Consider the following 13,598-nt stretch of genomic DNA (forward strand, 5'->3'; position numbering starts at 1 on the left):
AAGGCTCCGGACCCGTCAACGAACGTCCGTGTACCAGTCCGTATTCCGTCTCAGGTATCGGTATCCGACCCATTCCTGAGCAAGTCGTTTGCCCTCCATGAGAAGACCCACGGTGTCCGCCCGCAGTTGTTCGGGAAGCCAGTTCGCCAGTTGTGCGGCTTCCGCCGCGCTGGCCGGAGCCTCCTTGGCGTTACGGGGTCGGCCCTGACCCAAGAGCGCTTCGTACAACATTTCGGTGGGCTTTACGGTGGGCAGGCCGAGCTGTGACGCCGTGTGGGAGGCCTTCAGCGGGATGCGTACGCCGCTGAGGTCGAGGTCGCCGAAGTAGCGGATATCCGAGACACGATGTTCCTCGGTGATGGCCCGGACCGAAGCTCTGAAGGTGCCGCCAAGTCCCCAGGCGACGTATCCGAGACGGTGCTGTTCTGGAAGGCATTCGACGAGGGACCACCAGGTGGTCGAGTTCTCGACGACGAGCAGGACGTCACCGGTGCCGACCCGACAGTACCGGCCGTCCGTTTCCTCCAGGGGGAAGGTTTCGGTGAGCAGGGGTGGGGGCGACCGGAACGTTCGGATCACCTCGTCGAGCCGGTCCGGATCAGAGAAGAGGGGGCCGGACTTCAGCTCGTCGAAGGTCTTCTCTGGCATGGGGAAGTCGGCCTCGGAGCCAAAGGTGCCGAAGATCTCCAGGGCGCGCTCGCGGATAGGTACGGCGAACAGGTCCGGGTCGCTTTTGCGCCACAGGTTGAGGGCGGTGTAGGCGGCCCGCTGTTTGGGAGTGGCCCGCTGCCATTCCCGTGCGAGCCAGTTGAGTTCGTGATGCCAGCGTGGCATCGGTTCCTCGGCACGGACGGGACGGTCCTCGGGCAGGAGCCAGATCTTGACCGGCAGAGACACCTTCTCGGACGTCCTCTCCTGGAAAACCTTGATCAAGCCATGCCGTTCCAGGATTTTCAGGCAGTTGTCGAGTACGGCCGACTCGAACTCCCCTTCAGGGTTGCGGTTGGGGACAGTCCGAAAGGTATGCAGAACGGCGTCCAGTGGGATCTGCGTCTTGCTTTTGGTGCTGCGTTTGTTGTCCTTTGCCCACTGGCGCAGGCGCGCGAGGAGTTCACGTTCCCGTCGGGACGGCCCGGTCTCTTCCGCCGGTGTCTCCTGCGTCACGCTCGGGCACCTCTCGCCTCGCGGGTGAAGACCCTGGCGGCAGACAGACGCCCGGTGCCGTCTTCGGGAGGGAGACGGTCGAGGTGATTCCGGATCACTTCGTCCACGACCAGGTACTTGCGCGCGGCCCTCAGGTCGGCGTCGTTACGCAGCCGGATGATCAGGGGGAACTGTCCCAGCGCTTTCTCGTCGAAGAGACCTGTGGTGTAGACAAGTTGGACACCGAGCGCCTCCGCCACCGATCGTTGCAGGTCGAGCAGGTAGTCGGCGTTGGCCCGTCCGATCGGGTTGTCGAGGAACAGAACGCCCGCGTGGCGATCGCGTCTGCGGCCTTTGGTGTTGGCCCGCAAGGAGGCCAGCGTGCAGTAGAGGAGGATGGCGGCGGTGAGCTCCTGGCCGCCGGAAAAGATCTCTTTGACCTTGGACACCCGGACGCGCTCCGTTCGCAGGACCTTGTCGGGCTTGAGGATGTACACCCGGAATCCCTTGGGGACGGCGGTGTGCACGCCGCGCAGCAGCAGGGAGAGGCCGTCGCGCCGCGTCTTGCGTCCGTCGCCGGTGACACCGGCGGCGGCTTCCTCGATCACCTGTCCCAGGTGGGCCGTGAGCAGTTCGTCGCCGAGCTTGTCGAAGTTGAACTGGATGAACTCCTGTCCGGCCCATTCGGCGAGGGAACGCGGCAGCGTGGACAGGCGCTGCGCCGACCGCAGGATGGCCAGGGCCTTGTCGACCTCGCCTTTGAGGTGCTCAATGATCACCTTCAGATGTCGGCTGATCTGGTTCAGGTCGTCGGTGAGGCTCCGCAGCCGCGAGGTGAGGGGAATGTCCCAGCCGGGTGCATGGGCGGTCAGTTCCTCGGGCGGGAGGAGCAGGATCTGGCGGCGGACGGGGATGTTCAGGGAGTCGTACTTGTCAGAGCCCGCATGCTTCTTCAGCCTCTCGATCGCTTTGCGCAGGGTCCGGTCGTGTCTGGCTTGATCGTCCCGGGCTGTGTTCCTGGCCTGGTTGAGTCGGCGGTGCTCGCGGCGTGCGACGGCGGCGTCACCCGTGAACGGCTCGACGGTGGCTTCCTCGGGAGTGAGAGCTGTGAGGGTTTCCGCGAGGATGGCGAACTCCTTGGCGGTGTCTTTCGCCACCTCCCATGTCTGGACGGCCACGGCGTGCAGGGCGTCCACGGAAGCCTTCGCCACTGCGGCGGCCGACTGCTTCGACTCGGCTTCCTCGACTGCTTCCTGGCATGCGGCGATGTCGCGGGGCTGGCGCTCCAGAGGCATGGGCGCCACGCTCTCGGAGGTGAGCGCCCGGAATTCGTTGTCGCGTTCGTTCAGGGCGTTCTCGTGCTGTCCTTGGGTGACCTGGGCCTTCCCGACAGCCTCTTCGGCGGCCTTCCGAGTACGTTGCGCACGCCGTAGGGCTTGCGCGCGGGTAGTCGCGTCGGAGGCCTCCGGGGTCAACAGGAGCCGATGGGCCCGGTCACGAAGTGCCTCGTCCAGTGCCGAGTACTCGGCGCCGGCAGCCGTTTCCTCCTCCCCTGCCCGGGTGAGGCTTCGGCGCAACTCGTCCGGCACATCGGCCTTCTCGTAGTTGTCTGACGCGGTCTTGTAGGTGTTGCGCAGCACGGCGATGGGCTCCCGTGGCGAATCCGCGTTGTCAGGCACATCCTGCGCACCGGGCAGTGCCGCCCGTTCCTTGATCGCGCCTTCCTTGATCTGAAGTTGTTCACCGGCGGTGTTCCTGTGCTCTGTTGCCAGACGACGGTGCTCCTCCGCGGCGGTCAGTGCCTGCGCGGCCGCTTCATTCTGCTGGTCCCGTCGCGTCTCGGCAGCACGGGCCAGGTCCGACCATTCCGACATCTGGTCCAGGCGTCGGGCGATGTCGTTGAGTCTGCTGCTCACCTCGGTCAGGCGATCCCGCTCGACCGCGGCCGTACGTTGAGCTGTCCGGTTCTGTGTCTGCCGCTCAACCAGGCCGGTGACACCGCGCTGTCGCTCGGCTGTGTGCCTCCCCGCGGTGACGAGATCGTCAGCGGCCATAGCAGCTGTTTCGGACAGGACGGCAAGGGCGCCGGGCGGGTAACTCTCCCGCCAGGTGGCGATCCGGTGCCGGAGTCCCTCATCCCTGTGCTTGGAGGCCTTGATCTCAGCGAGGCGCCGTGTGCGCTGGGAACGCCGCTCCTCGATGGCCCGGTGTTCGGCGTCGGCTGCCTCGGGGTCGTACAGCGCGGGGTGGAAAGGGAGGGTGAACGCAACACCGTCCGGATGCCTGGTCTGCGGTGACTCGAGTGCCTCGCTAGTGCCCACGGCCACGTAAGCAGTGGGCTGGGGCCTCAGTGCGACAAGGACGTCACGGGCCCTGTCCAGGTCATCGCCGGAGTTCAGCATGACGCCGCTGACGAGATGGGACGCTCGGGCAAGGAACTCCTCGCGCTTTCGCTGGGGGTAGTCCGCGATGTGTTCCCAGCCCGGCCAGGCGTCGATCTTCTCGTGTCTCAGAATCCGGCATGCTTCGGTCACGACGGCCGGCGGCGGCAGCAGCCGCCCGTCGGCCAGGGCCAGGCGGGCCTGCTCGTCGCGGGCTTCCTCGATCCGCAGTGTGACATGTTCCCGTTCTCCCTCGGCGACCGCTTCGGCGAGACGCTCGAGCAGAAGGTGCGCATCGTCTTCGAGGTCGACTGGTTCCCCGTCGAGGAGTGCCGTCAGCCGTGGCTCGGACTCCAGTACCGTCTTGGGACCCATGGCCTGTTGCATCCTGTCCTGGAGGCGTTCGGCAAGCTGGCGTGCCTTCCCCTCGTTCTCCTTCGCCTCGTCCAGGAGCCGCTGGGCCTCGATGTGTTCCTCGGCGAGTGCGTCCTCTTCCTCTGCCAGGGCGTCGATCTTGTTACGTAGGGCTTCCAAAGCGTGCTGTGCATCCTGGGCGGCCTGTGGCAGCGTCTCGGGGTCGGCTGCCAGTCCGTCGGCCACGGCCTGCTCAGCGTCGGCATCAACCGCCTCCATCCTCTCGATGAGGCTCCGCCGCTCGCCCTGCGCTTCGGTCGCGGCCTTGAGCGCCTCCTCCCGCTTGCCGCGTGTCTCCGCCTCGGCCTCGTCGCGTCGACGCGCTGTGTCCTCCTCATGGCGCGCCCGCGTGTCGGCTTCGCGCGCGAGGGCCGAGAGCCCAAAGGCAAGTGTCCTGGCGGCGTGATCGCGTGCTTCAAGGGCCGGGCGGGCACGTTCTTCGCCGAGGTTGACCAGTTCACGGAGCCGGGCCGCCTCGCCGGTCTTCTCCTGGTGGCGCAGTACGACGGCCGTCGCCTGCCAGCCTTCCGTGAGGGCGTTGGCGTCGTCCCGCTCCGTGGACGCTCGGGCGACGAGAGCCTTGGCCTCTTCAAGACGCATTGCGGCAAGGCTGAGTCTCTGTTCGGCCACGGTCGCGCTCCACCGCTTGGCCAGGTGAGCGGCGTCGTCCCGTTCCCGGGCAAGACGTGTCACCTCCTGTTCCAGTTTCCCCAGATTGACGTCATCGTCGTCGACGCGACGCTTGAGCTGCCCGGCGAACGTCACCAGGCATTCCTCGGCCTGTTTAAAGGACTTCCGTGCCTCGGCCTCGGCGCGCGACGCCTCGATGAGGGGGCCCTGGAGTTCAACCGTGTGCTCCACGAACTCCTGTTCCAGCAACAAGCTCTGCCGCCGAGCGAGCTTGTCCTGGTGTTGGGACACCAGATCGGCCAACTCGGTCAGACTGTCTTGCTTGACTACGGCCTTGAGTAGAAAGTCGACGAAGCTCGCGTCCGAGTCGAGGTCGAACGCGCGTACCGCCTCGCCTTCGCCCTTGTTCATCACCCGCTGATAGCGGAAGAGTTCGGGATCGATACCAAGGTCGTCCCCCAGCCGCTCCGTCCAGTCTGCATGGGACTTCGGCCAGTCCAGTTCCAGCCTCGGATCCTGGTCCCTGAGTTCGATCAGGTCTTTGCGGTAGGCGTCGAAGGACAGATAGCGGCCACCGTCGGCGATCGGGAGGGTGTCCAGGGCCAGCGTGTCGGTAGGGCGGAAGTGATACCACCACTCCTTGAGATTTTCGGCGATCTTGGAGACCGTCTGGTTCTTCCACGCCATGGCTTTGCCGGTGACGAGCGTCCGGCCGTTCACCGCGTGCGTCCATTCGAGAACGATGTGGGAGACATCCTGGCCCAGCACATAGTCGTCGAGGAGACGAGGATCGGCGGCTCCCTTGACGGGGCCTCTCCCAGGAAGCAGTACTGAGAACACCAGTCTGAGAAGTACGGACTTGCCGCCGCCGTTCTCCAGGAAGAGCACGCTGGCGGGCGACGGGCGCAACGTCTGCGTCACAGAGTCGAACAGATCCGCCTGCTCCTGGGTGACCGGACGCCCGGCACCGCTGAGGTCCAGGGTCACGTCCTGGAACCGTGCGCCCGTCGGGCCGACCGAGCACAGGCGGACCCGAGAGAGCTCATAGTTCATCGTGTTGTCCACACCCGAGCCCGTCAGTACAGCGTGCCGGAGTCGGAAACCCGCACGACGTCGCCGGCAGCGTGCCCTGCGGGGGCGCCGAGACGCAGTAACTCGTCGTATACCTCGACGGCTGCCAGTTCACGGACCTGCAGTTGGTAGCGGCCGGTGGTGCGGTAGACCTTCACCAGACGCTCGTCGTCCTCTGTCTCGGTCAGCATGCCCTGGTCGACTAGGTAGCGGAGCGCCTTGCCCACGATCGCCTCGGTGGACGGCGGGGCGACGCGGCCGTCGCTGGTCGAACCGGCCTCGGGCCTGCGCAGGTAGACACGCCAGGCACGTTCCAGTTCGGGGGCGTTGGCCATGGGGTCGCTGTTCTCCTCGGATCCGGCCACCCGTTCGGACAGTTCCTGGCAGAGGTGGCGTACCAGGTTGTCCACTGTCGGAACCATGGCCTGGCCGACGTAGCCGTCGTCGGCGAGGTCCTCGGGCCGCGGGAAACAGCAGGCGGCGATGGCCAGGTGGGCGATGCCGTGCAGCACCCGCTCCGCCTCTCGCTGGTGGGCCTGGCGTGCTTGTCGCGCATAGAGATCGAGTTTGGTCTCGAACACCGAGCCCGGCAGAGCGCCGAAGACGGCACCTGCGCGCTGGGTGATTCCGATGACCCGCAGCCCGAGACCTGCCGCGCTCTTCCTCACCAGTTCCTCGAACGCCGGTTCCTCGTCATAGCGGCGGACAAGGGACGCGTAGTCGGCGTCCCGGTGCGGGCGCAGCCTGGGCCTAAGGCCGTATCCGACGAGCCGCGTCGCCTCCTCCGCGTCGTGCTCGCTGTAGGTGCCGAGGACACCGCTCATCGGTCGTCACCTCCGGTGGTCTTCTTTGTCTGCGTCGGGCGGTCGGCGGTGGCGGGGGCCACAAGCCGTGCCGTGGTGAGGAGCAGGTCGTCGCCCTCGAAGCCCTGGCTGTTCAGCCTGGTGTCGGCGTGCACGGCCAGCAGGACCCTGTCGTCTCTGCGGCGCAGGGCGGTTCCGGTCTGCGGGCCGTACGCGTGCAACGCCAGGAGTGCTACGAGTTCGGGAAGCTCGGGGTCGAGGGCTGCCGCTTCGTCCAGGAGACCGGACAGCGTGCGTACTTCGTCCGGCAGGTCGAGAAGCGCGTCGGCCTGTTCCCACTGACGGTCGGTGAAGCGCTTCTGCTCTTCCGACGTCTCCAGGTCGGGTTCGAGGACTTCGCCCGCGAACCGTGTGCGTTCAGGTGCCGGGCGCAGCAGCAGGGGAACGAGGGTGGCCAGGTCCGGCAGATCGCGGACGACCGGGCCCGAGGAATCCGTGAAGTAGCGGTCGGCCAGTGCGGAGGCGTCAGTGACCGGCAGGTCGAGAGCAGGCATGAGGAGGTGGCCGTACAGGTTGAGGGTCTGGCGCTGGGGAGTGTCGGCGAACTGCTGGCGATCCTGCTGCTCCCGAAAAAGGTCCCGGGCCCCCATGAGGCGGGCGTGGAGCTTGATGTGGCGTCGTACGCAGTCCTCGACGATGTCGACGAGTTCCGCCGCGCGACTCTTGCGCACGGGCTCCTCCGCTTCGTCGCGTGCCTCGGCCATGTACTTCGCGATCGCCCGTTCGGCCTTAACCCGTTCCTCGACGTGGGCAAGCGCGTCGTCGAGCAGTTTCGGTACCTTCTCCCGCCAGTCCACCGCCTGCACGTTGCGCTTGGTGGCATCCAACTGGACCCGGATCATCTCCCCATACTGGATCGTCCGGATACGAGCTTGCTCGGCGACCTGTTTCGCGTCTGCCAGCTGGCCCCGTCTGATCAGGTTGTCGAGTTTCACCTCGGCGGCGACCTGAGCGGACTCGACATCGGTGTCCAGGGCGCCGACCAGGACGTTCAGAGCCTCGTGGGAGGCACGCAGGTACAGCTTGCCCGTGGCGTCCCTGCGCTCCTCAATGAGCTTGAAGTCGAACGTGTGCACCCGGTAGACGCCGTTGGCGTCCACTGCTCCGTACGGTCGACGGAACGTACGATCCACGTCCCCGACATTGATCAGACTCTCCAGCACCCAGGCCGTGACCCGCGCGTGCTCCTTCGCAGGACGCTGCGGTGTCCGTCGTGCGACGAACCGCTGGACCCGCTCCACGATGTGCTGGTGCCCGGCGCCTGTGTCGAAGTCCATGGTGATCGCGACCTGGTCGATGGTGTACAGAGCGATCTCCGCCATCAGATAGGTCTTCGCCTCGGCCCACTCGATCATGCCCTTACGGGCGTCGAGCTCGTGCAACGGGGCGGTGCATGCCAGCGCCTTCGCTCTACGGCTGAGGCCTTCGTCAACCGTGGCAGCAGGCTCCCAGGTCTCATCTCGCACAGTTGACACACTAACCATGTGCGACTACTTCGGACTTGGGTTTTCTCAGCTTATTTGTCTGTTCATCCTTGACGGACAGCAGGCGGCCTCGGACACGGCCGGCTCCTCGTACCCTTGGCGAGCCGCAGGCCCCATGCAGGGAGGTACAGCAGCCCGAGATTGGTGGATCAGCCCGCCGCTTCGAGACCTGCCAGGCCCCAGGAGGCAGCTTCCCACGATGGCACGCTTACCTCGCGGCCCAACCCTGCGCACATTGCTCGAGAATCACATTGAGGCATCGATCCTGGAGTAGGCCTCAGCAATCGCGCACTGTGAAGGGAACGAGGGAATCAGTTCGCTGGAGGGTGCACATCCCGCTCTACGGCGACACCGCGGCCCATGTGCACCAGGCACGGCTGCGTCGCTTCTCCTGAGCCGCCTGCACGCTCAAGCCGTGGGATCACGCACCGGTCTGACTGCTCCCATCTCATCGACCCACAGTCCTTGGCATCGAGACCGCAGCCGACCGCACCGCGGACGGTCCCGGCCAGAGTTGATGGTCGAGGGCGTCCTCCAGGCGTGTGAGGGTGCCGATGTCGGGAAGCACGTCACCGTTGACCACGCGGGCGACGGTGGAATGGGCGACACAGGCGACCTCGGCGAGTCCGCGCAGGGACAGATCACGTGACCGCATCGTCCGGCGCAGGTCTCGCGCCAGCAAGAGACCGCAGTGAGCGCTCAGCGGAGCATCCGAGGCGAGGGTTACCTCAGGCCAGGTGCCGTCCGCCACATAGAACAGAGGAGGCTTGTCGTTGTTGCTGCGTGGCATGGCCCGATCGTGCCACGCGCAGTACCGCCCCCGGGCAGGCTGTGCGAGCGCTGCAACCCGTCGAAATACGGTCCGGACACGGGATACCTATTGCTCGTCCAGGGTCGCCCGCGGCGCCTGAAGCCGTCCCCTCCGGGGCGCGCGCGACGACTGGATATCTACGTCTCCTCTCCTCTTGTACCTGTCGGCGTACCTAGCCCTGCACCTACCAACCGCCCGTGAAACTAAGTGACTTGCCACTACGCGCCGCTTATCTAATGCATCAACTCTCCTTACTGACTGGCAGGTTGGATGCAACTCGCTGACGCAAGTAGTCTTAGATCACCACTAATCCGACCGCCCGACCTGAGCAGACGGACCATCAGGTGCGTTTTGCTCACGGAGCATTCGGCTACTTGCTGCAGTTCGCTGCACCGCCAGGTAGGGTGATCCACAAGTCGCTCCGGAAGCAGCCGAGGAGGGTGTGGTGGCTAACGCGACGAGCACTTCTGCTCAGCCGCTCATCACTCGTCTCCGGGAGCTGGCAGATGTCGAGCGAGCCCGTCGCGAAGCGGCCGATCTGGCCGTAGCGGAAGCCGAGCGCGTGCTGCAGGAAACCCAACACCTTCAGCGTGTCGCGGCCGAGCGCCATGCCGCTGTCCTGGCGACCGTCGAGGCCGCCGAAGCATATGTGGGGCAACAGGCACAGGACGCATCGGACATTGGTTCCCGCGACGAACAAACAGGGCAGCCTAGCGCGGACACGGCTGCCACTCCGAGTGCTCCAGGGCGCTCCCTGAAGCACCTCGTGGTGGACGCGTTCGACATCGGAGAGATCACTCCACTGACGCTGATCTACGAGCGTGTACGAGAGGTCCGACCGGACTCGACCGCAAGTGCGATCCGCGCCGCCCTGGCGGCTCTGCACAAGAGGGAAACGGTGGAAATCGTCCGCCGGGGCGCCTACCGACTGCTGGTGATCCCGGAGGCGTACCGCACAGACACCTAGAGATTGCAACCTCATAACCCAGCAGCAACGTGCGCGTGGCGCCGCCAGAGAGTACTTGCCGGTTCTCCTCCAGCGGCGCCGGTGACACGTCAGCTGAGGGCCCACGCATCGAACACCACCCTAGGGCATAGCCCCTGTTCCGCGTCGGGCCCTGATCAGAAATGCCTGTAGCAGGACACGAACTGAGGGCCCGTTATGCCATTTTTGGCGCCATACATCAGCAAATGCCGCTCCTTCGCGCTGCCCATGACCCGTTGTGCCCTGCGTGCAGGAGGTGCGTGATGGCGCCCTCCGATTCCTCGCGGTCGCGGATCCTTCCGACCGAGCGCCTCACCCCGCGCCGGCAGCTTGAAGTCATCGACGTCATAGCCGAACTCGGCGGCCCTGGCCGGTCTGCCGTCAGGGCCACTACCGTCGGGAAGCGGCTGAATATCGCTCCGAGGTCCGTCAGCGGGACGGCAGGTTTCCTTGCCCAGGCCGGGATCTTCCGGGCCGACACCGGCTCCTTGGCACTGACCGAGCTCGGCTTCGCCCTCGCCCAGTTGCGAAGCAGCGATTCGGCACGTGCACGGCTTTTGCTGCGGGACAGCTGGCAGGGCCAGTGGTTCCAGCGATCCGCCGTACAACACCTGTCGTACGGGCCTTTGGAGGAGGCCGAGCTGGCCCGACGACTCAAGGCCGGCGCTCCTGGCCCCGCGGAACGCGGCCTCTATCTCACGGAGTGGCTGGTATACGCCCTGCTGGTCGACCGTGACGAGCTGGGGCGATGCACGCTCCCCGCCGGAGAGGAGCGTCTCACGGCCTCCGCGCCGAAGAAGCAGGAGCCGCTGGGCGTCCTGGACCCCTTGATGAGCGCCACTCCCGCGCAGATCTCCGCGCTGCCTGATGACCAGTTCATCGCGCTGATGGGCGCCTATCAGACCGTCTTCGCCTCGCTGTCCCCACGGATTCGACAGCAGACCACCGGCTGAGCGAGCCCGTTTCCCGGCGCCGCGGCTTCTCGGCCGCGGCGCCGCTTCACCCGCCTGCACTCTTTGAGCCAGGCGGTCAGCGGTCGTGCCACCACGGAGCCGTTGCGTCGGCACCGCGCCTGAGCACGTCTGTCTCCTGCCAGCACGACCGCTGCGTCTGTCACCCTCGTTTGCCTCCCTCCTGTTGCCGCGGAGATCATCCATGCCCAAGGTGTCGCATGTACGGAACATCACCTTTTCAACCGCTTTGCACCCTTCCGTCGCGCATTCTCTTGTCGAGGGATCAGAGCCGGTTGCGCTGGTGCCACCCCGGCGAAGGGCCCTCACTGTGGGAAGCGACCCCTCTCTCACGTACGCGTTCGACCGTGTCCAGGACGCCTGGCAGACCATGGCCGCCCGCGGCGAATTCACCGAGCAAACCCTCGACAAGTTCGGTCTGTTGCTCAGACGCTGCGAGCGCTACATGCAGCTGCGCGGCGCCGTTGTCCTCGACGATGTCACCGCCGACCTCGCGGAGGACTTCGTCACCGCCCGCGGCCGTGGCCGCCACGGCCGCGTCACCGATTCCGCGGCGGCCATGATGCGGCTACGCCGCTCAGTAGTCCGTACCGCCTACCGAACCCTGCGGGAACTCGGTCTGAGCGATGCCGACCCCGCGCGGGACATCGTCCTGCCCGCCCGGGCGATCGGTGGTGTCCGGCCGCTGGCCGAGGACGAGGTCATCGATCTGCGCCACCGTGCCTCGTTCGTCACCCGTCCCAGCCGTCATGGAGCCGCCGCCGCGCTCGCGCTGGCCGGCGGTCACAGCGGGGAGATCGGGCACATCCGCGTACGAGACCTCGACATCAACCGGCGCCGCGTGTGGATGCACGGCTCCACCAAGGTGGACGCACGCTGGTGCCCTCTCGACGACTGGGGCCTCAGCGTCCTGACCAGCCGCGCCAAGTTCGTCAGCGCGCGGCAGCTGCGCAAGGAGTCCGCGCCGAACGCCCGCCTGGCCGTGTCCGATCGGCACGGCTCCGACGCCTACTTGCAGGCACGTGCCTGTGTCGCCCTGGGTGACCTCCTCAGGCGCATCGGCCTGGGCGACGAGGAGGATGTCAAACCGTCCTCGATCACCGCTTGGGCGGCTGTCGCGGAGTTCGAGCGCACCAGGCGCATCGAGGACGCGGCCCGTCGCCTCGGTCTGCGCTCCCTAGACCGAGCCGCAGCGGTCGTCGGCTACACATGGCGCACTTCCAGCGCTGGGGACGGGCAGGAGGCGGTCGGTGCCTGACGACGTCTTCGGCGACCCACTCCCTCAGGAACTCCGGCCCAGCAGAAAGCGCCAGCTCAGCGACTGGGAACAACGCACGCAGCCACAACGGATCGCGGACTGCCTCGACGAGACCCTCATCTACGAGATGGCCGAACTGCTGCCCGCGCCGGCCAGCCGCGGCTGCCCCCGGCAGTACCCGGCCGTCGTCTACGTCCTGCTGGCCGCCCTGATGACCGTCACCGGTTCCAAACGCTCCGCTGTCGGCACCCTGGACACCAGACAGTGGCGCGCTGTCCGCGCCTCCATACGACGCAATGCCGGACGCACGGCAGCAGCCTTGCTGCCGGTCACCCCGCCGAGCCGTGGCCAGTATCTGTACGCCGAAGAGAAGCTCCTGGCCCCCAGCATCGAACTGCTCCAAGACCTCTTCGAGCAGCAAGCCGTCCAACAGGCCCTGCACCAGGGTCTGTTCCCGGAAGATGCCACACGGAACTGGGTGAGACCCGAACGCCGTCAGCTCCTCGTCGGCGACGCCACTGTCCCCAAAGCGCCCTCCAAGGCGGAACACGCCTTCACCCTCGACACCACCACCGGGGAGATGCGCAGGCACCGAGTGGATCCCGCCGCCCGGCTCTACTACGAGAACGGCGAGAAGGAGAAGCGCTTGGCAAGGGGGACGAAGTGGTTCTTCGCCTCGGCGCGTGACGACGGCTACTGGCAGCGCGTGATCCTCGCCGTCCGCCACGTTGCCGGCGGCGACTACGAGGACGAGGCCGCCGTCGCCGTGCGCTCCTTCAGCCAGCTGAGCAGGCAGCTTCCCGGTTGCATGGGCGTGATCTACGACGGAGCGTTCCGTGGCGTCCACCGCGACGCCCTCGCCCGTCTCGGGTTGCTGGTCATCAATAAGCAGCACGGCTCGGTCAAACCCCGTGCCTACGAACTCCTGCGCTTCGGGCGCTGCCGCCATGACCTGTGGTGCGACCAGGGCCGCATCGCCGAGCGCGTCCTCCTCGACGACGGCACGAGCATTCTGATCCCGGTTCCCGTCACCCGCCTGGAACACCGACAGGGCCTTACGAAGTCACGCTGGTACCATCTGCTGCTCATCCCCTGCCGTCACGACGCCCACCCGTACCGCGTACAGGTCGGGATCACCACGACCCCCGGCGACCGCACGGCCACGGATCCGGCCACCGGCCGACGCCTCAAGAGCGACAGCGAACGCGACTTCCACCGCGCCGAACACCTCCAGCAGATACCGGAGTCCACCCTCACCCACCAGCGGCTCTACCCTTACCGCAGCAATTCAGAGTCGGTACACAGCCAGTTCGACAGGAGCATGTGGAACAACCGCATGATCTCTTACGGCCTCGAACGCCAGAAAGTCTTCGCGCTCGGATTCGCCGTTGCCCAGAACGCCACCAGCCGACGCGTGTTCCTGGAACGCTCAAGAGCCCTACAAGCTGGGGTCACGACATGAGAGGTCGCGTCGTGTGTCGACGTGGAGCTAGTCGAGTTGCAGACGGCGAAGGCGGCGTGAGGGTACACGTAGAGGGTCTCAACGTCGGTGACTGCCAGGTCACGCAGCCGCGAAAACGGCGGCGG

General features: G+C 66.3%; 9 protein-coding genes. 4 read left to right on the forward strand and 5 right to left on the reverse strand.

All coding sequences use genetic code 11. The features are described from left to right. Positions 1 to 15: 15 nt before the first annotated feature. The 5 genes from AB0E07_RS04020 to AB0E07_RS04040 all read right to left on the reverse strand — a co-directional run bounded on the left by AB0E07_RS04020 (position 16) and on the right by AB0E07_RS04040 (position 8,776). The gene (locus AB0E07_RS04020) at positions 16 to 1,164 is read right to left on the reverse strand and encodes a Wadjet anti-phage system protein JetD domain-containing protein (protein ID WP_362246142.1); all 1,149 of its coding nucleotides are present in this window, start codon (positions 1,162 to 1,164) and stop codon (positions 16 to 18) included. Next, entirely contained in the window at positions 1,161 to 5,621 is a 4,461-nt protein-coding gene (locus tag AB0E07_RS04025) for a hypothetical protein (RefSeq protein ID WP_362246144.1), read from the reverse strand. Before AB0E07_RS04025 ends, AB0E07_RS04020 begins: the two co-directional genes overlap by 4 nt. Before the next feature lie 23 nt (positions 5,622 to 5,644). Then, complete coding sequence (locus AB0E07_RS04030) at positions 5,645 to 6,463, reverse strand: hypothetical protein (protein ID WP_362246146.1); 819 nt, start codon at positions 6,461 to 6,463, stop codon at positions 5,645 to 5,647. Then, complete coding sequence (locus tag AB0E07_RS04035; RefSeq protein ID WP_362246148.1) at positions 6,460 to 7,884, reverse strand: hypothetical protein; 1,425 nt, start codon at positions 7,882 to 7,884, stop codon at positions 6,460 to 6,462. The genes AB0E07_RS04030 and AB0E07_RS04035 overlap by 4 nt, the downstream gene beginning before the upstream one ends. A gap of 550 nt (positions 7,885 to 8,434) precedes the next feature. Continuing rightward, complete coding sequence (locus AB0E07_RS04040) at positions 8,435 to 8,776, reverse strand: helix-turn-helix transcriptional regulator (protein WP_286253737.1); 342 nt, start codon at positions 8,774 to 8,776, stop codon at positions 8,435 to 8,437. A gap of 466 nt (positions 8,777 to 9,242) precedes the next feature. On the opposite strand from AB0E07_RS04040, the gene AB0E07_RS04045 reads away from it, so the two are divergent. From AB0E07_RS04045 to AB0E07_RS04060, 4 genes are all read left to right on the forward strand, one after another. Next, on the forward strand, positions 9,243 to 9,764 hold the full coding sequence (locus AB0E07_RS04045; RefSeq protein WP_362246151.1) for a hypothetical protein: 522 nt from the start codon (positions 9,243 to 9,245) through the stop codon (positions 9,762 to 9,764). A gap of 281 nt (positions 9,765 to 10,045) precedes the next feature. Further along, positions 10,046 to 10,735 carry a hypothetical protein gene (locus AB0E07_RS04050; RefSeq protein ID WP_362246153.1) on the forward strand — a complete coding sequence of 230 codons (690 nt, stop codon included), beginning with the start codon at positions 10,046 to 10,048 and terminating at the stop codon, positions 10,733 to 10,735. A gap of 328 nt (positions 10,736 to 11,063) precedes the next feature. Continuing rightward, entirely contained in the window at positions 11,064 to 12,011 is a 948-nt protein-coding gene (locus tag AB0E07_RS04055) for a hypothetical protein (RefSeq protein WP_362246155.1), read from the forward strand. Continuing rightward, the gene (locus tag AB0E07_RS04060; RefSeq protein WP_362246157.1) at positions 12,004 to 13,473 is read left to right on the forward strand and encodes a hypothetical protein; all 1,470 of its coding nucleotides are present in this window, start codon (positions 12,004 to 12,006) and stop codon (positions 13,471 to 13,473) included. Before AB0E07_RS04055 ends, AB0E07_RS04060 begins: the two co-directional genes overlap by 8 nt. Positions 13,474 to 13,598: the final 125 nt, after the last annotated feature.

Source organism: Streptomyces sp. NPDC048002, assembly GCF_040653275.1.
Lineage (GTDB): Bacteria > Actinomycetota > Actinomycetes > Streptomycetales > Streptomycetaceae > Streptomyces.